Origin of the sequence: Hydrogenophaga borbori, from assembly GCF_003417535.1 — a bacterium.
Taxonomy (GTDB): Bacteria; Pseudomonadota; Gammaproteobacteria; order Burkholderiales; family Burkholderiaceae_C; genus Hydrogenophaga; species Hydrogenophaga borbori.
This window is the reverse complement of record NZ_QVLS01000006.1, coordinates 160,895-186,358: the sequence shown is the minus strand read 5'-3', so window position 1 is coordinate 186,358 and position 25,464 is coordinate 160,895. Positions and strand designations below refer to the sequence as shown.

The following is a 25,464-nucleotide window of genomic DNA, read 5'->3' as shown; positions in this document are numbered from 1 at the left end:
GCCACCCCACGGGGTGGCTTTTTTTGTGGCCGATCGGGTGGTCGATCGGCCGGGATGGCGCTCAGGCCGCCAGGCGTTGCTCGATGCGCGCCTTGGTGTCGGTCAGCTCGCGCGGCAGGTGGTAGGCCAGCTGCTGGAACAGCTCATCGTGCAGCTTCAGTTCCTGCACCCAGGCGGCCTTGTCGATGGTGGTGACGGTGCGGTACTGCTCGGCGCTGAAGTCCAGGCCATTCCAGTGCAGGTCCTCGTAGCGCGGCGAGACGCCGAAGGCGTGCTCCACGCCCTGGCCCTGGCCTTCCAGGCGGTCGATCATCCACTTGAGCACGCGCATGTTCTCGCCAAAGCCCGGCCAGGCGAACTTGCCGTTCTCGTCCTTGCGGAACCAGTTGACGCAGAAGATGCCCGGCAGCTGGGCGCCCTTGGCCTGCAGTTGCGCGCCCAGGTTCAGCCAGTGCTGGAAGTAGTCGCTCATGTTGTAGCCGGTGAAGGGCAGCATGGCGAAGGGGTCGCGGCGCACCACGCCCTGCGCGCCGAAGGCGGCGGCGGTGGTCTCCGAGCCCATGGTGGCGGCCATGTAGACGCCTTCCGTCCAGTCGCGCGCCTGCGTCACCAGTGGCACCGTGGTGCTGCGGCGGCCGCCGAAGATGAAGGCGTCGATGGCCACGCCCTTGGGGTCGTCCCAGGCGGCGTCCAGCGCGGGGTTGTTGGTGGCGGCCACGGTGAAGCGCGCGTTCGGGTGGGCGGCCTTGGCGCCGGTTTCCTTGGCGGTCTGGGGCGTCCAGTCCTTGCCCTGCCAGTCGATGGCGTGCTCGGGCGCCGGACCCATGCCTTCCCACCACACGTCGCCGTCGTCGGTGAGCGCCACGTTGGTGAAGATCACGTCCTTGTTCAGGCTGGCCATGCAGTTGGGGTTGGTGGCCGTGTTGGTGCCGGGGGCGACGCCGAAGTAGCCCGCTTCGGGGTTGATGGCGTAGAGGCGGCCGTCCGCGCCGGGCTTGATCCAGGCGATGTCGTCGCCGATGGTGGTGACGGTCCAGCCCTCGAAGCCCTTGGGCGGGATCAGCATGGCGAAGTTGGTCTTGCCGCAGGCGCTGGGGAAGGCCGCGGCCACGTGGTACTTCTTGCCCTGCGGGTTGGTCACACCCAGGATCAGCATGTGCTCGGCCAGCCAGCCCTGCTGGCGGCCCATGGTCGAGGCGATGCGCAGCGCGAAGCACTTCTTGCCCAGCAGCGCGTTGCCGCCGTAGCCGGAGCCGTAGCTCCAGATTTCGCGCGTTTCGGGGTAGTGGACGATGTACTTGACGGTGGGGTTGCAGGGCCAGGACGTGCGGTCCTTCTCGCCGGCCTTGAGCGGCGCGCCCACGGTGTGCACGCAGGGCACGAAGTCGCCGTCGGTGCCCAGCACGTCGAACACGGCCTTGCCCATGCGGGTCATGAGCTTCATGTTCACGGCCACGTAGGCGCTGTCGGACAGCTCCACGCCGATGTGGGCGATCGGGCTGCCCAGCGGGCCCATGCTGAAGGGCACCACGTACATGGTGCGCCCGCGCATGCAGCCGTCGAACAGCGGCTGCAGGGTGGCGCGCATCTCGGCCGGGGCTTTCCAGTTGTTGGTCGGGCCGGCGTCTTCCTGGCGCTCGCTGCAGATGAAGGTGCGGTCTTCCACGCGCGCCACGTCCGAGGGATCGGAGCACGCCAGGTAGCTGTTCGGGCGCTTGGCCGGGTTCAGCCGCTTGAAGGTGCCGGCGTCCACCAGGCCCTGGCACAGGCGGTTGTATTCCTCGTCGCTGCCGTCGCACCAGACGATGGTGTCCGGCTTGCACAGAGCGGCCATGTCGGCGACCCAGGCGATCAGGCGGGCGTGTTTGACGTAGGAGGGGGTGTTGAGGGCCAGGCCCTGCATCACGGGAGAGTTCATCGAGTGACTCCAGAGTTTGATAACCGGCGGTCGCCCAAGACGGGGACAGCCGCGGGCAGCGGCTGTCGGCGTGGGGATCTGGGCGAGCAAATTCGGGTCGACTGCGCCGGCTGCCCATCGGTGGATGGCGGCAGCCCGGGCGGCCAGCGGGGCGGTGGCCCCGCGGGGAGGGGCGTCAATCGACGACTGGGTCGATTTTAGGATTTACCCCTCAGGGTTACTAACGGGTTACATGCAAAACCCGCATGACGTGATGCAATTGACGGCGTTGTGGGCGGATTCTGGCGCGGGCGCCCACAAAAAAGCCGGCCCCCAGTGGCGGGCCGGCCCGGTGCCCGACAGGCGGTTTCAGGCCATGAACACGGCGATGAAGGCCAGCAGGAACATCAGCACGCCGCCAGCGAGGGGCAGCACGATGGGCATCAGCGGGGTGATGGCCTCGACCACGTCGTCGGTGTGCTCGGGGGTGTGGTGTTCTTGGTGGGCCATGAAACGCTCCGGTCAGGTCGCTAAAAGGCGCGATTTTAGGCCAAGAGGGCCTTGTCTCCCGGGCAGACCCTACAGCAGCGCGTAGGTGGTCGTGGCGCGGCACACGCTCTTGCCGTCGGTGGCGCCGCGGATGTCGATCTCGCCGAAGGCCAGGCTCTTGCCGGCGCGGATCACGCGCGCCTCGACCAGGGCGTCCTGCCCGGACAGGGGCTTGAGGAAGCTGGTGTTCATCTGCACCGTGGTGCAGGGCCGGAACCCACCGAACTGGCGGATCAGCGCCAGCACCATGGCGGTGTCGGCGGCCGCCATCATGGCCTGGCCGCAGAGCATGCCGCCCACGCGGCTGAGCTGGTCGCTCTGCGGCAGGCGCAGGGTGACGGTGCCTTCGGCGCTGCCGTCGACCACCAGGCCCAGGGCCTGGACCCAGGGGGCGAAGTACTCGGCCAGGGCGGCCTGCAGGGTGCTGTTGTCCATGGCGCGCGATTATGCGGAGGCGCGTGCGGCGCCGGACGTCGCGCGCATTACTGCTCGTGCGCGTCGAAGCCGGCGGCGTCGAGCGCGTCGATCACCTGCTTCACGTGCTCGCGCCCGCGCGTCTGCAGCACCAGTTCGATCTCCACGTTCTGCGCCGCCAGCAGGGTGAAGGCGCGCTGGTGGTGCACCTCGTCGATGTTGGCGCCCGCTTCGGCCACCAGGGCCGTGATGCGCGCCAGGTTGCCGGGCACGTCGCGCGCGTTCACGGCGATGCGCGCCAAGCGGCCAGCGCGCACCATGCCGCGCTCGATGATGGAGGCCAGCAGCATCGGGTCGATGTTGCCGCCGCTGAGCACCAGGCCCACGCGACGCCCCGCGAAGCGCCGGGGGTGCTTGAGCAGGGCCGCCAGGCCGGCGGCGCCCGCGCCCTCCACCAGGGTCTTTTCGATCTCCAGCAGCATCACGATGGCCTGCTCGATGTCGCCTTCATCGACCAGCAGCAGGTCGTCCACGCGCTCGCGCACCAGGGGCAGGTTGATCTCGCCGGGGGTGCCCACCGCGATGCCTTCGGCGATGGTGCTGCTGCCCTGCGGGTGCCGCGTGCCCTTGATGGCGTTGACCATGGCCGGGAAGCGCTCGGTCTGCACACCGATCACCTCGATGCCCGGCTTCAGCGCCTTGGCCGCCGTGGCGATGCCGCCGATGAGCCCGCCGCCGCCGACCGCCACCACCAGGATGTCGAGGCCGGGCACGTCGGCCAGCATCTCCAGCCCCACCGTGCCCTGGCCGGCGGCAATGGCCTCGTCGTCGTAGGGGTGCACGAACACCAGGCCCTGCTGCTCGGCCAGGTGGCGCGCGTGGGCGCGGGCTTCGTCGAGGGTGTCGCCGTGCAACACCACCTCGGCGCCGAAGCCGCGCGTGCGCTCGATCTTCACGCCGGGCGTGAAGCGCGGCATCACGATGACCGCGCGCAGTCCCAGGCGCTGCGCGTGGTAGGCCACGCCCTGGGCGTGGTTGCCCGCGCTCATGGCGATCACGCCGCGCGCGGATTCCTCGGGCGTGAGCTGCGCGAGCTTGTTGCACGCGCCGCGTTCCTTGAACGAGGCCGTGTATTGCAGGTTCTCGAACTTCAGGAACACCTGGCAGCCCGTCAGTTGGGACAGCGTGCGCGATTCCACGCAGGGCGTGCGCAGGACCTGGCCGTCGAGGCGGGCCGCCGCGGCGCGGATGTCATCTATTTGCAGCATCCGGCGATTGTGGCGCCGCCGCGTGGGAAAAGCCCTGGAACGCCCGTCATCGCGCCCTTCCATCGCGCATCAAGCTGCGTTATGGTCCGCCGCACAGGGGCCCCGCTCCGTGGCGCCCCGTCACGCTGGAGGTTGTCGCAGGAGCCTGCGCATGAGCAAACGGCAGTTGTCACCCGGTCCCGCGGTCCGCTCGCCTGAGGCGCGCGCCTTGGGTGAAGGGCGCCTTCACGTGCCGCACGGCCTCAAGCAGGCGCCCGTGCTCGACCTCATGTGCTCGCACTTCGTGCTGACGCTGGCGGCGCGCCAGGGTCCGCGCTTCAACGTGCGGCGCGACCTGAACACCCTGCTCTCGCTGGCCGGGCGCCACCTGGTGTGGCCACACACCGTGCTGCAGCGCCTGCGCGAGTTCCTGCAGCGGCGCTGCCGCGACAACGAGCTCTGGGCTGGCCACGACAGGCTCTCCACGGCCGCCTTCATGGACCGCTACGGCGTCTGGCGCGGCCCGTACGAGGAAGGCACGCTGTTCTTCTACCTGGACGAATACGCCAAGGAAGCGCCCAAGGACCTGCTCTCGGTGCTGGCCGTCACCGGCGACTGGCTGAGCCAGGCGCTCAAGAAGCAGAGCACCCTGGTGGAGAAGAACATCGACGCCCTGGCCGGGCTGCTGCAGCTCAACCGCGCCGAGCGCGCGCTGCTGCTGTACGGCACGCTGGCGCGTTACCAGCGCGATCTGCGCTCCATCCTGGTCGAGTTCAAGGTGAACAACGCGCCCGAGGCCTACGCCGCCATCGCCGACGTGGCCGGCGTCAAGGCCAGCGAGGTGGGCGAGGCCCTGCGCGCGGGCTCGCGGCTCGAGCGCATCGGCATGGTCGAGAACCTCATCTCCGAGCACAACATCACCGACCTCGCCGACCTGATGAAGGTGAGCGAGAAGCTGCCGCCCGTGCTGATGCGCGAGTACCGCTCGCAGAGCGAGCTCATGGCGGTGTTCACGCGCCCGGCGGCGCGCTCCACGCTGGCGCCCGCCGACTTTGACTACGTCCGCGAGGACGTGCGCCTGCTCAGCGGCTTGCTGCGCGAGGCCGTGGCGCGCAAGGAGGCCGGCGTCAACGTGCTGCTCTACGGTCCGCCGGGCACCGGCAAGACCGAACTGGCGCGCGTGGTGGCCAAGGCCGCCGGCCTGGAGCTGTTCGAGGTCGAGTACGCCGACCGCGACGGCAACGCGCTCTCGGGCCGCGACCGCTACCGCTCGCTGCAGATCGCCCAGGTGTTCCTCAAGGGCACGGCGCAGTCGGCGCTGCTGTTCGACGAAGTGGAAGACGTGTTCCCGCCGATCTCCAGCGAGGCCGCGCAGTTCATGGCGCGCGCCGAGCACGTGGCCGCGCCGCACAGCCACTCGGTCAGCGGCAAGGCCTGGGTGAACCAGGTGCTGGAGTCGAACGCCGTGCCCACGCTGTGGATCACCAACCGCATCGAGCAGATCGACCCGGCCTTCCGCCGCCGCTTCGCCTACCACCTGGAACTCAAGAGCCCGCCGCCCGGCGCGCGCGAGCAGTTGGTGCGCAAGACGCTGGAGGGCTCGGCGGTGAGTGAGGCCCTGGTGGGTCGCCTGACCGAGCGCAAGGGCCTGACGCCGGCGCAGATCCGCACGGCGGTGCGTTTCGCCGAACTGGCCGCCGCGCCGGCGCGCGCCACCGGTCGAAAGGCCGCCGCGCGCCTGGGGCCGCCGCCCCTGCTGGACGAGCTGATCGAGCGCCAGCTGCGCCACGCCGACCAGGCCCTGGGCCGCGCGCCCGACGTGCTGCAGCGCCCCAGCGTCACGCAGTACAGCCTGGACATGCTGCACGTGGAGTCGCGCCACCCCATCCCGCGCATCATCGATGCGCTGAAGGCGCGCGGCCACGGCTGCCTGTGCTTCCACGGCGCGCCCGGCACCGGCAAGACGGCGCTGGCCGAGCACATCGCTCAGCAGCTCGGCCGCCCCCTGATGGTCCGCCGCGCCAGTGATCTGGTGAGCAAGTTCGTGGGCGAGACCGAACAGCACATGGCCGCCATGTTCCGCGAGGCCGAGGCCGAGCGCGCCGTGCTGCTGCTCGACGAGGCCGACAGCTTCCTGCAGGACCGCCGCGGCGCGCAGCGCACCTACGAGGTGACCGAGGTCAACGAGATGCTGCAGGGCATGGAGCGCTTCGCGGGCATCTTCGTCTGCACCACCAACCTGATGGACAGCATCGACCAGGCCGCGCTGCGCCGTTTCACCTTCAAGATCCGCTTCAAGCCGCTCACGCGCGCGCAGCGGGAGACCATGTTCGTGGTCGAGGCCCTGGGCGGCCAGAGTGAGCGCCTGGACGATGGCTTGCGCCAGCGCCTGGCGCGCCTGGAGCAGCTCTGCCCGGGCGACTTCGCCGCCGTCAAGCGCCAGGCCGAGATCCTGGGCGCCACCATGGAGCCGGCCGAATTCCTGGACCAGCTCGAGGCCGAGCACCGCATCAAGCCCGAGGTGCGCGAGGCGCGCGGCATGGGCTTTGTGCACTGAGGTCCGCCCGCCCCAAGCAAAAGGCCACCCGAAGGTGGCCTTTTGTTTCGCGTGCCCGGGTTCGCCCCGGGGGCGCGGCGGCAGAGGTCAGTGCAGCAAGCCCATGGGGCGGCTCGGCACCTCGTCCGCCGAGTAGTCGGGGTGGTTGTCCACGAAGTAGCGCAGCTTGGCGTCCAGGCGGCCCACGCGCTTGTTGGCTTCGCCCTCGTGGTGGTGCTTGCAGATCAGGTTGAACAGCTTGCCGCGCAGGAACCACAGGTCGCGCGGGGTGCGGCAGTTCATCAGGGCGGCGTGCAGGCGCACGCGCAGGGGATCCTGGATGTCGGCCATGGCCGAATGGAATTCATCGACGACATAGTCCAGGTCCAGGGCCAGGGTGTCGTGGTAGTTGGGGGCCCTTCGCTTGGACAGCCAGGGCAGGCGGAAAAACATGACGCGCTCCGTGCAATCGATTCGTTGAGACCGGTGGAGCGGAGGCCGCCCCTTGCATGGAACATCGGCATGAGGGCCGTTGGCTTGAGCGGCGCATCACGTGCGACAGACGGTTGGCCGACGGGCGGTCGGCACTGTCACCCGATGGTTTTCGGCTGGGGCCCGCAGGACTTGAGGGCTCAGAGAAAAGCACTCACCACCTGGATGACCGCATCGCCGTAGGCCGCGCGCTTTTTGAGGCCGATGCCGCTGATGCCGTCCAGGTCGGTCACGTCGGTGGGCCGGCGCTGGGCGATGGCGCGCAGGGTCGCGTCGTGAAAAATCACATAGGCGGGCAGGTTGTGCTCCTTGGCCACGCCGGCGCGCCAGGCCTTCAGCGCCTCCAGGCAGTCGCGCTCGGCCAGGCTCAGCGGCGTGCCGTCGTCGCCCACCGGCGGTTTGGCGCGCGCGCTGCGCGAGCGCGAGGGCGCGCGTTCGGCCTGGATGCGCAGGCGCACCTCGCCCTCGCCCTTGAGGATGGCGCGCGCGCCGTCGGCCAGGTGCAGGGTGTTGTAGGGCGCGTCGTCCACGCGCACCGCCTCGATGGCGATCAGCTGGCGCAGCAGGGCGCGCCACTGGGTCTCGCTCCAGTCGGCGCCGATGCCGAAGGTGCTGAGCCGCTGGTGGCCGTTGGCCTCGACCTTCTCGGTGGCCTTGCCGCGCAGGATGTCCATGATGTGACCCGCGCCATAGCCGTGGCCGCTGGCCTGCTGCACGCGGTAGATGCACGACAGCAGCTTGCGCGCGGGCTCGGTGGCGTCGAACAGCTCGGGCGGGTTGAGGCAGTTGTCGCAGTTGCCGCACATGACCCCCCACGCTGCGCCGCTGCGCGGGTCGCTGCCCGCCCGGGGAGGGTGCGTTTCGCCTTGGGGCGGCCCGGCGGCGAAACCGGCGTGCGGTCCTTGGTAGGTTTCGCCGAAGTAGGCGAGCAGGCGCACGCGGCGGCAGTCGCTGGCCTCGGCCAGGGCCAGCAGGGCGTCGAGCTTGCCGCGCAGCACCTGCTTGAACTCGTCGGGCGCCGGGCTGTCGTCGATCATGCGGCGCTGGTTCACGACGTCCTGCAGGCCATAGGCCATCCAGGCGTTGGCGGGTTCGCCGTCGCGACCCGCGCGGCCGGTCTCCTGGTAGTAGCCCTCGATGTTCTTGGGCATGTCCAGGTGGGCCACGAAGCGCACGTCGGGCTTGTCGATGCCCATGCCGAAGGCGATGGTGGCCACCATGATCAGGCCTTCTTCGCGCAGGAAGCGGTCCTGGTGCTGCTGGCGCACGGCGGCGTCCAGACCGGCGTGGTAGGGCAGGGCCTTGAAGCCGGCCTGCTGCAGCATGGCCGCCACCTCTTCCACGCGGCGGCGCGACTGGCAGTACACCACGCCCGCGTCGTGGCCCTGGGCGTTGCTGTGCTCGTCGCGGATGAAACGCTGCAGCTGGGCCGTGGCGTCCTTCTTCTCGACCAGCTGGTAGCGGATGTTGGGTCGGTCGAAGCTGCTGATGAAGGTGCGCGCGTCCTGCAGCTGCAGGCGCTCCACGATGTCGGCGCGCGTGAGCGCGTCGGCCGTGGCGGTGAGCGCGATGCGCGGCACGCCGGCGAAGCGCTCGGGCAGCACCGCGAGCTCGCGGTATTCGGGGCGGAAGTCGTGGCCCCATTGGCTCACGCAGTGCGCCTCGTCGATGGCGAACAGCGACAGCCGGCCCTGCGCGTGCAGGCTCTCCAGCATGGCCTGGCAGCGCGCGGTGAGCAGCCGCTCGGGCGCCACGTAGAGCAGGGTGAGGTCGCCGCGGCGCAGCTGCTGTTCGATGCGCTGGGCCTCCTCCAGCGAGAGGCTGCTGTTGAGGTAGGCCGCGCTCACGCCGGCCTCGGTGAGCGCGCCCACCTGGTCGTGCATCAGCGCGATCAGCGGCGACACCACCACCGCCACGCCGTGCCCGCCCTGGGCGCGCACGATGGCCGGCACCTGGTAGCACAGCGACTTGCCGCCGCCGGTGGGCATCAGGACCAGCGCGTCGCCGCCCTCGCTCACGTGGCTGACGATCTGCGCCTGCGGGCCGCGGAAGGCCTCGTAGCCGAAGACCGACTGCAGCACCTCGACGCAGGCCTCCAGCGTCTCGGCGCCGGCGGCGACGTCGATCACATCTGTTCCCACGGCAGCCCGTCGTGGCGCCAGCCGTTCACGGTGGAGCGCTTGAAGTGTTCGTTGAGTTCGCCCTCGAAACCGTGCAGCACGTGGGCGACCTCGCTGAAGCCCGCGGCCTCCAGCGCCTTGCCGGCGTCCAGCGTGCGCTTGCCGCTGCGGCAGATCAGCAGGACGGGCCGCGCCTTGTCGCCGGCCTCGCGGGCCACGGCCTGGGCGAAGCGCGCCGGATCGGGCGTGAGGTCGGGGTATTCGTACCAGGGGATGTTCTCGACGCCGGGCGGGCGGCCCACATAGAGCGATTCGATCTCCATGCGCACGTCCACGAACAGCGGCGGGTCCTGGCCCAGCGCGGCGCGGCGCGCGGTTTCGGCCTGGAGCCAGGTCCAGGCTTCCTGGGGGGACAGGTGTTTCATGGGCGCGTATTGTCGGCCATGCCACGCCCTTGCCCTGCGTGGGGGTGGGGAGCGCTTCATACAATGCCCCGATGGACAAGTCCCCCGCTTTCACCCGTGCCCAGGCCCTGCCGGCCATCCTCGAGCAGCGCATCGCCATCCTCGACGGCGCCATGGGCACCATGATCCAGCGCTTCAAGCTGGACGAAGCCCAGTACCGGGGCGAGCGCTTCAAGGACTTCCACAAGGATGTCAAGGGCAACAACGAGCTGCTCAGCCTGACCCGGCCCGACGTCATCCGAGACATCCACGAGGGCTACCTGGCCGCTGGCGCCGACCTGATCGAGACCAACACCTTCGGCGCCACCAGCATCGCGCAGGACGACTACGACATGGCGGGCCTCGCGCGTGAGATGAACGTCGCCTCGGCCCGCCTGGCGCGCGCCGCCTGCGACAAGTTCAGCACGCCCGACAAGCCGCGCTTCGTGGCCGGCGCCCTGGGCCCCACGCCCAAGACCGCCAGCATCAGCCCCGACGTGAACGACGCCGGCGCGCGCAACGTCACGTTCGAGCAGCTGCGCGCGGCCTACCGCGAGCAGGTCGAAGGCCTGCTGGAAGGCGGCGCCGACGTGCTGCTGGTGGAGACCATCTTCGACACGCTCAACGCCAAGGCCGCGCTGTTCGCCATCGACGAGGTCTTCGCCGCCACCGGCGAGCGCCTGCCCCTGATCATCAGCGGCACCGTCACCGACGCCTCGGGCCGCATCCTCAGCGGCCAGACCGTCAGCGCCTTCTGGGCCAGCGTGCGCCACCTGCAGCCCCTGGCCGTGGGCCTGAACTGCGCGCTGGGCGCGGCCCTCATGCGGCCCTACATCCAGGAGCTCGCCAAGGTCGCGGGCGACACCTACATCAGCTGCTACCCCAACGCCGGCCTGCCCAACCCCATGAGCGACACCGGCTTCGACGAGACGCCCGAGGTCACCAGCCGCCTGCTGCACGAGTTCGCCGCCGAGGGCCTGGTCAACATCGTGGGCGGCTGCTGCGGCACCACGCCGGACCACATCGCCGCCATCGGCCGCGCGGTCTCGCCGCTGGCGCCGCGCCACCGCGCCGCCTTCTACGCCGAAACGGCCTGAATACCCGACGGCTTGCCGGGATTTGCCCGGCCGGTCGACAATCCGGCTTCCCTTCAAGGGGAGTAATCGGCCCGCCACCCCGCGCACAGCGAGGCATCGGCGGCGCGGCGTTCTCGTCAATTCGCGGCCCGAAAGGCCGCCGGGAACGTCCAGCCACCCAGCGGGTGGCCGCGACCAGACCTTGGGGTGTTCGTCAACACCAAACCGAGGTCTTTCATGGAAAGCATTGCCCCGCTGTGGCTGTGGGTGGTCTTCGCCGCGTTCGTCGTGGCCGCCCTGTTCGTCGATTTCGTGCTGCTCAAGAAGCAGGGTGCCCACGCCGTGGGCGTGAAGGAGGCGCTCAACTGGTCGCTGGTCTGGATCGCCTTGAGCTTCGTCTTCAACGGTCTGCTCTGGTGGGCCATCAAGGACAGCACCGGCTCCACCGCGCTCGCCAACGAGAAATCGCTGGAGTTCCTCACCGGCTACCTGATCGAGAAAAGCCTGGCGGTCGACAACATCTTCGTCTTCCTGCTGATCTTCAGCTACTTCGCGGTGCCGGCCGCGTACCAGAAGCGCGTGCTCATGCTCGGCATCCTGGGCGCCATCGCGCTGCGCACGGTGATGATCCTGGTCGGCGGCTGGCTGCTGGCGCAGTTCCACTGGATCCTCTATGTGTTCGGCGCCTTCCTGGTGCTCACCGGCGTGAAGATGTGGTGGGCCGCCGGCAAGGAGCCCGCGCTGGACGACAACCCCGCGCTCAAGCTGCTGCGCCGCCTCATGCCCGTGAGCCAGCACTACGACGGCGAGAAGTTCTTCACCGTGGAGAACGGCAAGCGCATTGCCACGCCGCTGCTGATGGTGATCGCCCTGGTGGGCGTGACCGACGTGATCTTCGCCGTGGACTCCATCCCGGCCATCTTCGCCATCACGCGCGACCCCTTCATCGTGCTCACCAGCAACGTGTTCGCCATCCTGGGCCTGCGCGCCATGTTCTTCCTGCTGCAGGCCGTGGCCGGCAAGTTCCACCTGCTGAACTACGGCCTGGCGGTCATCCTGGTCTTCATCGGCACCAAGATGATGCTGATCGACGTCTTCAAGATCCCGGTGGCGGTGTCGCTGGCGGTGGTGGTGGGCATCCTGGCCATCACCATGGTCTGGAGCGCCAAGACGGCGCCGAACACCTGAGCCCCCGCGTCCCGCGGCGCACCAACATGGCACAGGCCTTGCTCTCGCCTGGGCCATGCCGCCCGCGGACTTTCCCGAACTGATCAGCGCCGCCGTGGCCCCGTCCACGGCGGCCTGGCGCGACCCCCTGGGCCTGCTGCTGGCCAGCACGGGCGAGGGCGTGTTCGGCGTCGACCTGGACGGCCTGTGCGTGTTCATCAATCACGCCGGGGCCCGCATGATCGGCTACGAGCCCGTCGAGCTCCTGGGCCGCAATATGCACGCGCTCACGCACCACTCGCACGCGGACGGTGCGCCCTACCCGGTGGAGGACTGCCCGATCTTCAACGCCTTTCGCGCGGGCGAGCCTTGCCGCATCGACGCCGAGGTGTTCTGGCGGCGCGACGGCAGCGCCTTTGCGGTGGAGTACAGCAGCCACCCCATCGTGGACGGCGGCCAGGTGCGCGGCGCCGTGGTCACGTTCATCGACATCACCGAGCGGCGCCGCGCCGCCGACGCCCTGCGCGGCGCCAAGGAGCAACTGGAGCAGCGGGTGCGCGAGCGAACGCGCGCGCTGGAGACCGCGCTGCGCCAGGTGCGCGAGCTGGCCGCGCGCAGCGAGGCCGTGCGCGAGGAAGAGCGCACGCGCATCGCGCGTGAAGTGCACGACGAACTGGGCAGCCTGCTCGTGGCCTTGAAGATGGACGTGAACTGGATGGACAGGCGCCTGTCCGAGCAGGCGCGGCGCCAGCCCGAGGAGGCCGAGGGCATGCGCGAGCGCATGCGCTGCAAATGCCAGAACATGAGCCGGCTGATCGAAAGCGCGGTCGACAACGTCGGGCGCATCATCACCGACCTGCGCCCCAGCATCCTCGACCACCAGGGCCTGTGGGCCGCGCTGGAATGGCAGGCGCAGGAGTTCGTGGCCAGCGCCGAACTCGCGCTCGATTGGCGCATGGCGGTGGACGGCGCGCCGGAGCCGGCCGAGCCGCTGGCCATCGCGGTCTTTCGCATCTTCCAGGAAATGCTGTCCAACGTGGGCCGCCACGCGCGTGCCCGTCGGATCGCCGTGCGCATCCGTCACCGCAAGGGCCTGTTGCGGCTGTCGGTGCGCGACGATGGCATCGGCGCCGCCCCCCAGGCCTTCGAGGCGGCCAACGCCTACGGCGTGATGGGCATGCGCGAACGCGCGGGGCACTTCGGGGGCGACATCCGGATCAAAAGCGTCCTGGGCCGTGGCACGCACATGGAACTCACCATCGCGCTGACGCCCGGGGAGGTGACATGAACAGCCAATACAGCGAGGCCAGCCGCTTTGATCTGCTGGCCGACACCATCCGCGTGCTGATCGGCGACGACCACCGCATCGTGCGCGAAGGGCTCAAGCAGATCCTGGCCGACGCGCCCGACGTGAGCGTGGTGGCCGAAGCCCACAGCGGCGAGGGCGTGCTCACGCAGGTGCGTGCGCTGGGCGGCAGCGAAGGCCTGGACCTGGTGCTGCTCGACGTCGCCATGCCGGGCATCGACGGGCTGGACGTGCTGCAGCGCCTGCGCAAGGAACACCCGCACCTGCCGGTGCTCATGCTCAGCACCTACCCCGAGAAGCAGTACGCGGTGCGCTGTATCCGCCTGGGCGCCTGCGGCTACCTCAACAAGGGCGCCGACCCCGACGACATGCTGCTGGCGGTGCGCAAGTGCGCGGGCGGTGGCCGCTACCTCACGCCCGCCACGGCCGAGGCCCTGGCCGCCGCCGTGGGCAGCGGCGGCGTGCAGGCTGGCCCCGAGGCGCTCTCGCACCGCGAGCACCAGGTGTACCGCCTGCTCACGCAGGGCCTGACCGTGAGCGAAATTGGTGCGCGGCTGGGCCTGGCCTCGAACACCGTGAGCACCTACCGCGCGCGTGTCCTCGAAAAGACCGGCGCCAAGAACGACGTCGAGCTGGCGCTGTACGCCGAAAGGCAGCGTTCCGGCGCCTGAGGCGGCGCCTGTGTAGGGCTGGCCCTACGCCGCGTCGCCGCAGCGCCCGCGAAATCGCGCGCGCATCCGCCGTGGCACAGCCACTGGCCCGCGGCTTGCAATGCACCGCGCATCTCCCACACACGAGGTGCGCCATGTCCGACTTCTTCGACCCGTACAACGCCGACAAACCGCTGATGCTCAAGTGCAGCTGCGGCCGCGACCACACCGTCGCTGAGCACCAGGCCGAAGAGGCCGCCGCGCAGGCCGCGGGCGCGCTGCGCGAACGCAGCGAGAGCAGCGAGTTCGAGGCCTACAGCCGCGACTTCATCGAGGCCACGTTGGTGAAGGCGCTGTTTCCGCAGGACGCGGTGCGCCGGCGTTTCCTTCGCGCCGTGGGCAAGGGCACGGCCATGGCCGCCATCGCCAACGTGCTGCCCATCGCCAGCCTGCAGGCCATGGCGCAGGAGAAGGGCCCGCTGGAGAAGACCGATCTGAAGATCGGCTTCATTCCCATCACCTGCGCCACGCCGCTGATCATGGCCCACCCCCTGGGCTTCTACCAGCGCGAAGGCCTCAAGGTAGAGGTCATCAAGACGGCGGGATGGGCGCTCATCCGCGACAAGATGATCAACAAGGAGTACGACGCCACGCACTTCCTGTCGCCCATGCCGCTGGCCATTTCCATGGGCGTGGGCTCCAACGCCACGCCCATGAACGTGGCCACCATCCAGAACACCAACGGCCAGGCCATCACGCTGCATGTCAAGCACAAGGACAAGCGCGATCCGAAGCAGTGGAAGGGCTTCAAGTTCGCCGTGCCCTTCGAGTTCTCGATGCACAACTTCCTGTTGCGCTACTACGTGGCCGAACACGGGCTCAACCCCGACACCGACATCCAGATCCGCGTGGTGCCGCCGCCCGAGATGGTGGCCAACCTGCGCGCCGGCAACATCGACGGCTACCTCGGCCCCGACCCGTTCAACCAGCGCGCGGTGTACGACGAGGTCGGCTTCCTGCACGTGCTCACCAGGGATCTGTGGAACGGCCACCCCTGCTGCGCCTTCGGCACCAGCGCCGAATTCATCCGCCAGAACCCCAACACCTTCGCGGCGCTGTACCGCTCGGTGCTCACGGCCGCGGCCATGGCCCGGCAACCCAAGAACCGTGAACTCATCGCCAAGGTGATCTCGCCGCAGGCCTACCTGAACCAGCCCGAGACCGTGGTGGCCCAGGTGCTCACCGGCCGTTTCGCCGACGGCCTGGGCAAGATCCAGAACGTGCCCGATCGCGCCGATTTCGACCCCATGCCCTGGCAAAGCATGGCGGTGTGGATGCTCACGCAGATGCAGCGCTGGGGCTACATCAAAGGCGACGTCAACTACAAGCAGATCGCCGAGCGCGTCTTCCTCATCACCGACGCGCGCAAGCACATGAAGGCGCTCGGCCAGGACTTCAAGGCCGGGCCGGGCTACGAGAAGCACACCATCATGGGCAAGGTGTTCGACCCGGCCAAGCCGAAGGACTACCTCGACAGCTTCGCGGTCCGCAAGGCGGTTTGAGCATGAAGGCGCTGAACCTGAACCTGCGCGCCGCGCTGGTCTCGCTGCTGCTGCTGGTCGTCTTTGTCGGTGCCTGGCAGATCGGCACGGGCGGCGCCGGCACGTCCTCGGCCGCCGCCTCGCTCACGCCGGAAGAACTGGAGTACGCCAAGCTCATGGGCAAGGACCCCGGCGCGGCCGTGGCCAAGTCGGACGGCTTCCCGCCCCCACTGGCGGTGGCCGAGGCCAGCTGGAAACACCTGTCCGATCCCTTCTACGACAAAGGCCCCAACGACAAGGGCATCGGCATCCAGATCGCGCATTCGCTGGCGCGCGTGGGCTTGGGTTTCGCGCTGGCCATGCTGGTGGCCATTCCGCTGGGCTTTCTCATCGGCATGTCGCCGCTCATGAGCAAGGCCTTCGATCCCTTCGTTCAGGTGCTCAAGCCCATCAGCCCCCTGGCCTGGATGCCGCTCGCGCTCTACACGCTGAAAGACAGCAACGTCAGCGGCATCTTCGTCATCTTCATCTGCTCGGTCTGGCCGATGCTGATCAACACCGCCTTCGGCGTCGCCTCGGTCAAGCGCGACTGGCTCAATGTGGCCGCCACGCTGGAGGTGAACCCGCTGCGCAAGGCCTTCCTGGTGGTGCTGCCCGCCGCTGCGCCCACCATCCTCACGGGCATGCGCATCAGCATGGGCATTGCCTGGCTGGTCATCGTCGCGGCCGAGATGCTGGTGGGTGGCACCGGCATCGGCTACTTCGTGTGGAACGAGTGGAACAACCTCTCGCTCACCAACGTGATCTTCGCGGTGCTGGTGATCGGGGTGGTGGGCATGCTGCTCGACCTGATGTTCGCGCAACTGCAGAAGGCGGTGACTTATGTGGAGTGACGGCCGGCAACAGGGCGTCGCAGCCGCGACGCGCGCAACACCAGCGAAAGGCCAAGCCATGAGCGCCCATTCCCGCGCCTTCCTGCAGGTCGAGCGCCTCGCCAAGGCCTACCAGGCCGACAAGCCGGTCTTCGCCAACGTCGACTTCGGCATCGACAGGGGCGAGTTCGTCTGCATCATCGGCCACAGCGGCTGCGGCAAGACGACCATCCTCAATGTGCTGGCTGGCCTGGACACCGCCAGCGCGGGCCATGCGTTCATGGACGGCCGCGAAATCGCTGGCCCCAGCCTGGAGCGCGGCGTGGTGTTCCAGGGCCACGCGCTCATGCCCTGGCTCACCGTGCGCCAGAACATCGCCTTCGCGGTGAAGTCGCGCTGGCCCGACTGGAAGAAGCCCGAGGTCGAGGCGCAGGTCGAGAAGTACGTGGCCATGGTGGGCCTGAGCCCCGCCATCGACAAGAAGCCCTCGCAGCTGTCGGGCGGCATGAAGCAGCGCGTGGGCATCGCGCGGGCCTTCGCCATTCAGCCCAAGATGCTGCTGCTCGACGAGCCCTTTGGCGCGCTGGACGCGCTCACGCGCGGCACCATCCAGGACGAGCTCATGGGCATCGTTCGCGAGACGCAACAGACGGTGTTCATGATCACCCACGACGTGGACGAGGCCATCCTGCTGGCCGACCGCATCCTGCTCATGAGCAACGGGGCCGAGGTGGATGGCGCCTACCGGCCGGGCGGCCTGGCCGAGGTGGTGGACAACCCCTTGCTGCGCGAGCGCACGCGCACCCAGCTGCACCACCTGGACGGCTACTACGCCCTGCGCAACCACATCGTCGACTTTCTCGTCTCCCGGGCGACAGCGCATTGACGGCGGCACCCCGCCGCGCCCACTCCAACCCCAACCCCCACCCCACCACCACAACGGGACCCCCCACCATGAGCCGCATCGAAGTCACCGAGAAGATCATCGCCACCAAGGTCAGCAAGGGCCTGAAATGGGAGGACGTCGCCAAGAAAGTCGGTCAGTCCAAGGAATGGACCACGGCCCTGTGCCTGGGCCAGATGACCGCCTCGCCCGCGCAGGCCAAGGTCCTGGGCAAGGTCTTCGGCCTGACGGCCGAGGAGCAGAAGTGGCTGCAGGTCGTGCCCTACAAAGGCTCGCTGCCCACCAGCGTGCCCACCGACCCGCTGATCTACCGCTTCTACGAACTCATCAGCGTCTACGGCACCACCTTCAAGGAGCTCATCCACGAGGAGTTCGGCGACGGCATCATGAGCGCTATCGACTTCAAGATGGACATGAAGCGCGAGAAAGACCCGAACGGCGATCGCGTGAACATCGTGATGTCGGGCAAGTTCCTGCCGTACAAGCAGTATTGACCCCCCGCGGCGCTGCGCGCCTCCCCCCTGGGAGGGGCGGTACCGACGGCCCGGCGGAGCCGGTTCCGTGGTGTCTCTGGGGGCGGTGCGGTGGGCGTGGTCATGAGGGTGAACCGTTTCGACCCTTCGGTCACTCACCGGCTCGTTGCCGCCGAGCCGACATGTACTGCCGCACCCTCAAATACCGCGACCCTTATGGCCGCTTCTCCATCCTGGTGGAAGAACAGCCCGACGGTTCGCTCAAGCTCTGGGAGCTCGACGTGCCCGGCGACGGCATGCGCCGCCGCCACGTGATCGGCCAGGTGGCCGACAGTCTGGCGCGCGAGGGCCGGTCACTGCGCGTGGTGTGGGGCGCGGCGCGGGTGCAGCGCCGCCAGGCGGGTGATCCGTCCTGGTCCTAGGCCTTGGGCAGCGGAATCCACTCCTGGTCATCGCCTGGCGGCAGCGGGATGCGCCCGGCGGCCCAGTCCGCCTTGGCCTGCTCGATGCGCTCCTTGCGTGAAGACACGAAGTTCCACCAGACATGCCGCTCGCCCAATGGCTCGCCGCCGAAGACCATCAGCGTGCTCGGCACGCGCGCGGTGATGAGCGCGTCGGCGTCGTCGCCGAACACCAGCAGCTGCCCGGGGCGGTAGACCTCGCCCGCGTACTCGATGTCGCCGCGCGCCACGTACACCGCCTGCTCGCGGTGGCCGCCGGGCAGGGCCAGGCTGGCGCCGGCCTGCCATTCGGTGTGCAGGTAGAACAGCGGCGAGTGCGTGCGCACGGGGCTCTTCAGGCCATAGGCCTCGCCCGCGATCAGGCGCATCCACACGCCGTCCCGTTCGCGCACCGGCAGATCGCTGGCCGGGTAGTGGGTGAAGGCAGGCTCGGTTTCTTCGTCGCGCTCGGGCAGCGCCACCCAGAGCTGCATCAGCTCCAGCCCGCCGCCCGCGAAGGACTCGGGGTGGGTGAAGCGCTCGCTGTGCGAGATGCCGCGGCCGGCGGTCATCCAGTTCACGTCGCCGGGCACGATGTCCTGCACCACGCCCAGGCTGTCCCGGTGCTTGATCTGTCCGCTGAGCAGGTAGCTCACGGTGGACAGGCCGATGTGCGGGTGCGGTCGCACGTCGGCGTCACGCGTGTCCTCGGCCGCCAGCGTCACGGGGCCGGCGTGGTCCACAAAGATGAAGGGGCCGACCATGCGGCGCTTCGCGTAGGGCAGCACGCGCCGCACCGTCAGGCCGTGGCCCAGGTCGGCGGCGCGCGCGTCGATCACCATTTCCAGCATCGGGGTCTCCTTGGTCGTGGCCGGCCATTGTCGACCGGGAGCGGATGCCCCGGGGCTGTGCGCGACAATGCCCGCCCCATGCAACTGAGCGAACTGCGCCAACGCCTCACCGCCCTCGGGGCCGGGCCGCTGCATGCGCAGCGCGTGCTGCGCCACTGGCTGCACGCCCTGCCGGCCGACGCCGGCCGGCGCAAGCCCGAGCACCATTTCCCCAAGGCCCTGTTCGAGGCCCTGCCGGCGCTGCGCGAGGAACTCGCCGGCCTCGCCCGCCTGCGCGCCGAGCACCCGGGCGAGGACGGCTCGGCCCGCCTGCTGGTGGCCCTGCGCGACGGCCAGACCGTGGAGAGCGTGCGCCTGCCGCGCGGCGGCCTGTGCGTGTCCACCCAGGTGGGCTGCGCGGTGGGCTGCGCCTTCTGCATGACCGGCACCGGCGGCCTGCTGCGCCAGCTCGGCAGCGCCGAGATCCTGGCCCAGGTGGCGCTGGCGCGCGCCGGCCGGCCGGTGAACAAGGTGGTTTTCATGGGCATGGGCGAGCCCGCGCACAACCTGGACGCGGTGCTCGAGGCCATCGAGCTGCTGGGCTCGGTGGGCGGCATCGGTCACAAGAACCTGGTGTTCTCCACCGTGGGCGACGAGCGCGCCTTCGAGGCGCTGCCGCGCGGCGCGGTCAAACCCGCGCTGGCGTTGTCGCTGCACACCACCAAGCCTGATCTGCGCGAGCAACTGCTGCCGCGCGCGCCGCGCCTCACGCCCACCGAGCTGGTGGAGCGTGCCGAGGCCTACGCGCGCGCCACCGGCTATCCGGTGCAATACCAGTGGACCCTGCTGGACGGCGTGAACGACGGCGACGATGAAATCGAGGGCATCGTGCGCCTGCTCGGTGGCCGCTACGGCGTGCTCAACCTCATTCCCTACAACGCCGTCGACGGTCTGCCGTTCCAGCGCCCGGCCTGGGAGAAGGCGGCCGACATCGCGCGCCGCCTGCACCGCCAGGGCATCCTGACCAAGCTGCGCCACTCGGCGGGGCAGGACGTGGACGCGGGTTGCGGGCAGCTGCGGGCGCGCTCGCTGGACACGGGCGAGCGCGTGGTGGCGCTGCGGCGGCGGGCCGCCGCCTAGGCCCTGCCGACATCCGCGTCGGCACCGGTTTCGGCGGCGCGCCGTGCCAGCATCGGCGCCACCATGGGAATGGTCAGCATGGTGCTGGCCACCGCCATCAGCAGCAGCGCGGTGAAGGTGGCGTCGGTGATGAGGGCCTTGTCCAACAGCACGTTGGCGAAGACGATCATGATCAGCGCCTTGGTCTGCAGCAGCCAGCCGATCAGGCGCGCTTCCTCGCGCGGCCAGCCCAGCCAGCGGCCGGCCAGGCGCATGGCCAGCAGCTTGCCCGCCACCGACACCAGCAGCAGCAGGGCGGCGGCGGCGAGCACCGCCGCGCCCCCGACGGCCCACTTGGTGCGCAACCCCGTGCTGAGGAAGAACACCGGCATGAGCACCAGCAGCACGTGGTGGCGCAGCTGGTCCAGGCGGTCCTGGTCGAACCAGTGGGCGTCGATCACCGCGCCCGCGAGGAACGCGCCCACCATGTAGTGCAGGCCCGCCCAATCGGCGCCCAGGCCGCAGGCCAGCAGCCACACCAGGGCCGCGGTCCAGCGGTCTTGTTCGGGCAAGGCGCGCATGAGCCGGCGGAACAACAGGGTGAGCAAGCCGAAGGCGAGCAGGAAACCCAGCTGGCGGCCCATGCGGTCCCATTCCATGAGGATCACGGCCAGCACGCCCCAGATGGCCAGGTCGTCCAGGCTGGCGTAGCGCAGCAGGCGCTGGCCCAGCGGCTGGCGCAGGATGCCCAGTTTTTCCATCAGCAGGATCAGGATGGGCAGCGCGGTGACGGCGCAGGACATGCCGATGCCCAGCAGGAACTGCCAGTCCTTGGCCCGGGGGCCGGCCCAGTCGGGCCAGGCCAGCAACACCGCGCCCGCCGCCGCGCCCAGCAGCAGCGGCACGCCCAGGGCCAGGCCGGCGGTGATGCCGCTCTCACGCCGCTTCGCCCAGGCCTGGCGCAGGTCCAGCTCGATGCCGGCGATGCAGACGAACAGCATCACGGCCCATTGCGCCACGCCCGACAGCGCCTGCGTCACCGGCGGGCTGAAAACGAAGCGGTGGTACTCGGGAAAGGCCGCGCCCAGCACGCCCGGCCCGAGCGCGATGCCGGTGAGGATCTGTACCACCACCAGGGGCGCGAGGTAGTCGGTGCGGCCGAGCCGCCAGACCAGGTAGGGGACGCTGAAGACGATCAGCATCGCGACCAGAAAGATCTCGGAAGGGGTCATGCCGGGCTCCGCGCCATCGAGGTGGCCTCAGTGTGCCCGCGCGGGTCGGCGCGGCGCCCGGGGGTACCGGCGGCTCAGCCCATTTCCTCCAGCAGCTGACGGGCCGTGACGCGGACCTCGTCCGTGTAAGAGCCTCCTGCGGCCAGTTGCAGGTCGCTTTTGAACCTGGCCAGTTGGTCGTCGGGCAACCATTCGATGGCCGCAGCCAGTGCCTTGACGGTGGTATGGGGGGCGACAGTCACCCAGCGCTCAATGGCGGGCACTTGGATCTGGGCCCCGAAGCGCTTGATGAAAGACTGGCCCAGCGGCGCCGAGGCTGGGGGTGTCTTGACTGGCTGGTCGGGCACCTCAATGAAGTGCATCGAGGCGGCGCTTTCTTTGCTGTGGTAGGGCAGCATCCCGAGCGTCCATTCCGGTTCCTGCGGTCGCTCCAAAGACTCGGACACTTCGTCCCGCTGTTGCTTTGCTGAGGCCTTGAAAGTTGCCGTCTGCGCTTTGGGGTGCAGCGCCGCCAGCAGCTGCTTGGCAGCGGCGCCAAGGTTCGGGCGTATCTCCAGCTGGTACCTAAACCGTTGCTGCCCCAGGGAGTCCAGCGATCGAATGACTTCGGCAATGGTCTGGACGTCCGCGTCTGCCGCGATCTGGTCCGCAGCAGCGGAGTGGCGCAGCTCGCGAAGGATGACTCTGCTTGTCGGGGCAAGATCGAGGGGCGGATATATCAGCACCTTGAGGTCCTTCAGGAACGCTCTGTCCAGCACCACCTGATTGCTCGTGGCCAAGCGGCAAAAGATCGAGTTCAGGGCCTCCTTCACCTCCAACGGATGGTGCTGATCCGCAGTGAAGCGGCGCGCGAGGGTCCGCACAAGCCGCTCCGTGGCCAGCGAGGAGCTGGTGGTAGTGCCATTCGCATTCTGGACGTTGACGGAGAGGCATTGCGTGCGCTCGCCATTGGGCTCGATCTTGTCCTTGATGAGCAGAACGGTCGGCCCCATCCGCCATCCCCTGTTCACCGACTTGCCATACGCATACAGCTGTCTCAGGTCAAAGATCTCAGCCTTATCCGCTGAATCTGAAAGAAGCGCCTGTGTTTTGCCGGGGCGGGGGGTCGATCGAGGAATCATGGGCGTTGCGGAGGGACATGAGGGGCAGATGGCCATAGCAGGTGGCCTGGACGCGCGTTCAGTAACGCCTGAGAAAGCCGTGGCGCCAGCCAAATGGTTGTTCAGGCCGAACGGACGAGGGGTTTCGACGCGTGTCGCTAAAATCCCCCCTCTCTCAAGGAGCGTTGCAGCGGTCAGCCCAGGCCCCCCGGGCCGGGACCGTCAGGCTTGAGTGGGCTGGACCGGCCCCAACGACGCTCACCAGCTCGGTTTTTCGCAAACAACCCTGGTGAGCCGCATGTCCTCCGAGACCTCCCCCGCCCCCGCTTCCCCCGCCGTTCGCCCGATGCTGCTGTCGGGCCTGGAGCCGCTCGCCATCGGCGAAGGCAGCCTGTTCGTCAACGTCGGCGAGCGCACCAACGTCACCGGCTCCAAGGCCTTCGCGCGCATGATTCTTGAAGGCCGCTTCGAGGACGCGCTGGCCGTGGCGCGCCAGCAGGTGGAGAACGGCGCGCAGATCGTCGACGTGAACATGGACGAGGCCATGCTCGACAGCGAGGCCGCCATGGTGCGCTTCCTCAACCTCATGGCCGGCGAGCCCGACATCGCGCGCGTGCCGGTGATGGTGGACAGCTCCAAGTGGAGCGTCATCGAGGCCGGCCTGCGCTGCCTGCAGGGCAAGGGCGTCGTCAACTCCATCAGCATGAAAGAGGGCGTGGAGGAGTTCAAGCGCCAGGCGCGGCTCATCAAGCGCTACGGCGCCGCCACCGTGGTGATGGCCTTCGACGAGAAAGGCCAGGCCGACACCTACGAGCGCAAGATCGAGATCTGCGAGCGTGCCTACCGCATCCTGGTGGACGAGGTGGGCTTCCCGCCCGAGGACATCGTCTTCGACCCCAACATCTTCGCCATCGCCACCGGCATCGAGGAGCACAACAACTACGCGGTGGACTTCATCAACGCCACGCGCTGGATCAAGCAGCACCTGCCGGGCGCCAAGGTCTCGGGCGGCGTGTCCAACGTGAGCTTCAGCTTCCGCGGCAACGACCCGGTGCGCGAGGCCATCCACACCGTCTTCCTGTACCACGCCATTCAGGCCGGCATGGACATGGGCATCGTCAACGCCGGCATGGTCGGCGTGTACGACGAGCTGGAACCCACGCTGCGCGAGCGCGTGGAGGACGTGGTGCTGAACCGCCGCCCGGACGCCGCCGAGCGCCTGCTCGAGATCGCCGAGAGCGCCAAGGGCGCGGCCAAGGACGATTCCCAGAAGAACGCCTGGCGCGAACTGCCGCTGCGCGAGCGCCTGTCGCACGCGCTGGTGCGCGGCATCAACGACTTCATCACCGAAGACACCGAGGCCATGTGGCGCGAGATCGAGGCCGGCGGCGGGCGCCCGCTCAACGTGATCGAAGGCCCGCTCATGGACGGCATGAACGTGGTGGGCGACCTGTTCGGCCAGGGCAAGATGTTCCTGCCCCAGGTGGTCAAGAGCGCGCGCGTGATGAAGCAGGCCGTGGCCCACCTGCTGCCCTACATCGAGGAAGAGAAGAAGCGCCTGGAAGCGGCCGGCGGCGACGTGCGATCCAAGGGCAAGATCGTCATCGCCACCGTCAAGGGCGACGTGCACGACATCGGCAAGAACATCGTCACCGTCGTGCTCCAGTGCAACAACTTCGAGGTGGTGAACATGGGCGTGATGGTCCCGTGCCACGAGATCCTGGCCAAGGCCAAGGTCGAGGGCGCGGACATCGTGGGCCTGTCGGGCCTGATCACGCCGAGCCTGGAAGAGATGCAGTACGTGGCCAGCGAGATGCAGAAGGACGAGCACTTCCGCATCAAGAAGATCCCGCTGCTGATCGGCGGCGCCACCACCAGCCGCGTGCACACGGCGGTGAAGATCGCGCCGCACTACGAAGGCCCGGTGGTCTACGTGCCCGATGCCTCGCGCAGCGTGAGCGTGGCCCAGGGCCTGCTGTCGGACCAGGCCACGGCCTATATCGCCGAGGTCAACGCCGACTATGAGCGCGTGCGCCACCAGCACGCCAACAAGAAGCAGGTGCCGCTGTGGCCGCTGGACAAGGCGCGCGCCAACCGCACGCCCATCGAGTGGAGCGGCTACACCCCGCCCGTGCCCAAGTTCATTGGCCGGCGCGTGTTCAAGAACGTGGACCTGGCCGAGCTCGCGAGGTACATCGACTGGGGTCCCTTCTTCCAGACCTGGGACCTGGCCGGTCCCTTCCCCGAGATCCTCAAGGACGAGGTGGTGGGCGAAGAGGCGCGCCGCGTCTTCAGCGACGGCAAGCGCATGCTCCAGCGCATCATCGACGGCCGCTGGCTCACGGCCAGCGCGGTCATCGGCCTGTACCCGGCCAACTGCGTGAACCAGGACGACATCGCGCTGTACGCCGACGAGTCGCGCGAGCGCCCGGTGCTGGTGTGGCACGGCCTGCGCCAGCAGACCGAGAAGCAGGAGATCGACGGCGTGATGCGCCCCAGCCGCTGCCTGGCCGACTTCGTGGCGCCCCAGGGCGTGGCCCCGGACTACGTGGGCGTGTTCGCGGTGACGGCGGGCCTGGGCGTGGAGAAGAAAGAGAAGCAGTTCCTCGACGACCTCGACGACTACTCGGCCATCATGTTCAAAGCCCTGGCCGACCGTCTGGCCGAGGCCCTGGCCGAGCAGATGCACCACCGCGTGCGCACCGACCTGTGGGGCTACGCGCCGACCGAGGCGCTGAGCAACGAGGAGCTCATCAAGGAAAAGTACCAGGGCATCCGCCCCGCGCCGGGTTACCCGGCCTGCCCGGACCACACCGTCAAGCGCGGCCTGTTCGAGCTGTTGCAGGCCGAGGAGATCGGCATGGGCCTGACCGAGAGCCTGGCCATGTCGCCGGCGGCCAGCGTGAGCGGCTTCTACCTGAGCCACCCGCAGAGCACCTACTTCAACGTCGGGCGCATCGGCGAGGACCAGCTGGACGACCTGGCCCAGCGCAGCGCCGTGGCGCGCGCGGACCTGCAGCGCTGGCTGGCGCCCAATCTCTGACCCCCGGCGCGCG

General features: G+C 69.0%; 22 protein-coding genes and 1 riboswitch. Of the genes, 12 read left to right on the top strand and 10 right to left on the bottom strand.

Going from position 1 to position 25,464, the window contains the following annotated elements:
* Positions 1-61: 61 nt before the first annotated feature.
* The 4 genes from DY262_RS11425 to DY262_RS11415 form a co-directional block, all read right to left on the bottom strand.
* Complete coding sequence (locus DY262_RS11425; RefSeq protein ID WP_116958993.1) at positions 62-1,918, bottom strand: phosphoenolpyruvate carboxykinase (GTP); 1,857 nt, start codon at positions 1,916-1,918, stop codon at positions 62-64.
* 348 nt (positions 1,919-2,266) lie between these two features.
* On the bottom strand, positions 2,267-2,407 hold the full coding sequence (locus DY262_RS21790; RefSeq protein ID WP_175442869.1) for a hypothetical protein: 141 nt from the start codon (positions 2,405-2,407) through the stop codon (positions 2,267-2,269).
* A gap of 69 nt (positions 2,408-2,476) precedes the next feature.
* On the bottom strand, positions 2,477-2,881 hold the full coding sequence (locus DY262_RS11420) for a PaaI family thioesterase (protein WP_116958992.1): 405 nt from the start codon (positions 2,879-2,881) through the stop codon (positions 2,477-2,479).
* A gap of 47 nt (positions 2,882-2,928) precedes the next feature.
* Positions 2,929-4,128 (bottom strand): threonine ammonia-lyase, encoded by a 1,200-nt coding sequence (locus DY262_RS11415; protein WP_116958991.1) that lies wholly within the window; start codon positions 4,126-4,128, stop codon positions 2,929-2,931.
* Between the two features lie 268 nt (positions 4,129-4,396).
* Here DY262_RS11415 and DY262_RS11410 point away from each other — a divergent pair, with 268 nt between their 5' ends.
* A complete protein-coding gene (locus tag DY262_RS11410) occupies positions 4,397-6,664 on the top strand; it encodes an ATP-binding protein (RefSeq protein ID WP_416187028.1) in 2,268 nt (755 codons plus the stop codon).
* A gap of 87 nt (positions 6,665-6,751) precedes the next feature.
* Here DY262_RS11410 and DY262_RS11405 read toward each other — a convergent pair whose 3' ends face one another.
* The 3 genes from DY262_RS11405 to DY262_RS11395 all read right to left on the bottom strand — a co-directional run bounded on the left by DY262_RS11405 (position 6,752) and on the right by DY262_RS11395 (position 9,680).
* Positions 6,752-7,096, bottom strand: a complete 345-nt coding sequence (locus tag DY262_RS11405; RefSeq protein ID WP_116958989.1) for a hypothetical protein — start codon at positions 7,094-7,096, stop codon at positions 6,752-6,754.
* Between the two features lie 179 nt (positions 7,097-7,275).
* A complete protein-coding gene (locus DY262_RS11400; protein WP_116958988.1) occupies positions 7,276-9,264 on the bottom strand; it encodes a RecQ family ATP-dependent DNA helicase in 1,989 nt (662 codons plus the stop codon).
* Positions 9,261-9,680, bottom strand: a complete 420-nt coding sequence (locus DY262_RS11395) for a rhodanese-like domain-containing protein (RefSeq protein ID WP_116958987.1) — start codon at positions 9,678-9,680, stop codon at positions 9,261-9,263. Before DY262_RS11395 ends, DY262_RS11400 begins: the two co-directional genes overlap by 4 nt.
* 71 nt (positions 9,681-9,751) lie before the next feature.
* On the opposite strand from DY262_RS11395, the gene DY262_RS11390 reads away from it, so the two are divergent.
* The 9 genes from DY262_RS11390 to DY262_RS11350 all read left to right on the top strand — a co-directional run bounded on the left by DY262_RS11390 (position 9,752) and on the right by DY262_RS11350 (position 18,109).
* Positions 9,752-10,795, top strand: coding sequence for a homocysteine S-methyltransferase family protein (locus tag DY262_RS11390; RefSeq protein WP_116958986.1), 1,044 nt, complete (start codon positions 9,752-9,754; stop codon positions 10,793-10,795).
* 216 nt (positions 10,796-11,011) lie between these two features.
* Positions 11,012-11,962: a TerC family protein gene (locus tag DY262_RS11385; RefSeq protein WP_116958985.1), complete on the top strand. Its 951-nt coding sequence runs from the start codon at positions 11,012-11,014 to the stop codon at positions 11,960-11,962.
* A 55-nt stretch (positions 11,963-12,017) separates the two neighbouring features.
* A complete protein-coding gene (locus DY262_RS11380; protein WP_116958984.1) occupies positions 12,018-13,229 on the top strand; it encodes a sensor histidine kinase in 1,212 nt (403 codons plus the stop codon).
* Entirely contained in the window at positions 13,226-13,918 is a 693-nt protein-coding gene (locus DY262_RS11375) for a response regulator (RefSeq protein ID WP_116958983.1), read from the top strand. The genes DY262_RS11380 and DY262_RS11375 overlap by 4 nt, the downstream gene beginning before the upstream one ends.
* A 134-nt stretch (positions 13,919-14,052) precedes the next feature.
* Positions 14,053-15,459 carry a CmpA/NrtA family ABC transporter substrate-binding protein gene (locus DY262_RS11370; RefSeq protein ID WP_116958982.1) on the top strand — a complete coding sequence of 469 codons (1,407 nt, stop codon included), beginning with the start codon at positions 14,053-14,055 and terminating at the stop codon, positions 15,457-15,459.
* Between the two features lie 2 nt (positions 15,460-15,461).
* Positions 15,462-16,331, top strand: a complete 870-nt coding sequence (gene ntrB / locus DY262_RS11365) for a nitrate ABC transporter permease (RefSeq protein WP_116958981.1) — start codon at positions 15,462-15,464, stop codon at positions 16,329-16,331.
* Positions 16,321-17,196: an ABC transporter ATP-binding protein gene (locus DY262_RS11360; protein ID WP_116958980.1), complete on the top strand. Its 876-nt coding sequence runs from the start codon at positions 16,321-16,323 to the stop codon at positions 17,194-17,196. Before ntrB ends, DY262_RS11360 begins: the two co-directional genes overlap by 11 nt.
* Positions 17,197-17,264: 68 nt before the next feature.
* Positions 17,265-17,708, top strand: a complete 444-nt coding sequence (gene cynS, locus DY262_RS11355; protein ID WP_116958979.1) for a cyanase — start codon at positions 17,265-17,267, stop codon at positions 17,706-17,708.
* Positions 17,709-17,869: 161 nt separating this feature from the next.
* Positions 17,870-18,109, top strand: coding sequence for a hypothetical protein (locus DY262_RS11350; protein ID WP_116958978.1), 240 nt, complete (start codon positions 17,870-17,872; stop codon positions 18,107-18,109).
* Here DY262_RS11350 and DY262_RS11345 read toward each other — a convergent pair.
* Entirely contained in the window at positions 18,106-18,978 is an 873-nt protein-coding gene (locus DY262_RS11345) for a pirin family protein (protein ID WP_116958977.1), read from the bottom strand. The genes DY262_RS11350 and DY262_RS11345 overlap by 4 nt on opposite strands.
* Positions 18,979-19,056: 78 nt before the next feature.
* Here DY262_RS11345 and DY262_RS11340 point away from each other — a divergent pair, with 78 nt between their 5' ends.
* Positions 19,057-20,097: an RNA methyltransferase gene (locus DY262_RS11340; RefSeq protein WP_116958976.1), complete on the top strand. Its 1,041-nt coding sequence runs from the start codon at positions 19,057-19,059 to the stop codon at positions 20,095-20,097.
* On the opposite strand, the gene DY262_RS11335 is transcribed toward DY262_RS11340, so the two are convergent.
* Positions 20,094-21,308, bottom strand: coding sequence for a cation:proton antiporter (locus DY262_RS11335; protein ID WP_116958975.1), 1,215 nt, complete (start codon positions 21,306-21,308; stop codon positions 20,094-20,096). The genes DY262_RS11340 and DY262_RS11335 overlap by 4 nt on opposite strands.
* A gap of 74 nt (positions 21,309-21,382) precedes the next feature.
* Positions 21,383-22,429, bottom strand: coding sequence for a hypothetical protein (locus DY262_RS11330; RefSeq protein ID WP_147326221.1), 1,047 nt, complete (start codon positions 22,427-22,429; stop codon positions 21,383-21,385).
* A gap of 150 nt (positions 22,430-22,579) precedes the next feature.
* A riboswitch (S-adenosyl-L-homocysteine riboswitch) is annotated at positions 22,580-22,675 on the top strand.
* Between the two features lie 31 nt (positions 22,676-22,706).
* Between DY262_RS11330 and metH the strand changes: the two genes are divergently transcribed.
* The gene (gene metH / locus DY262_RS11325) at positions 22,707-25,451 is read left to right on the top strand and encodes a methionine synthase (protein WP_116959266.1); all 2,745 of its coding nucleotides are present in this window, start codon (positions 22,707-22,709) and stop codon (positions 25,449-25,451) included.
* Positions 25,452-25,464: the final 13 nt, after the last annotated feature.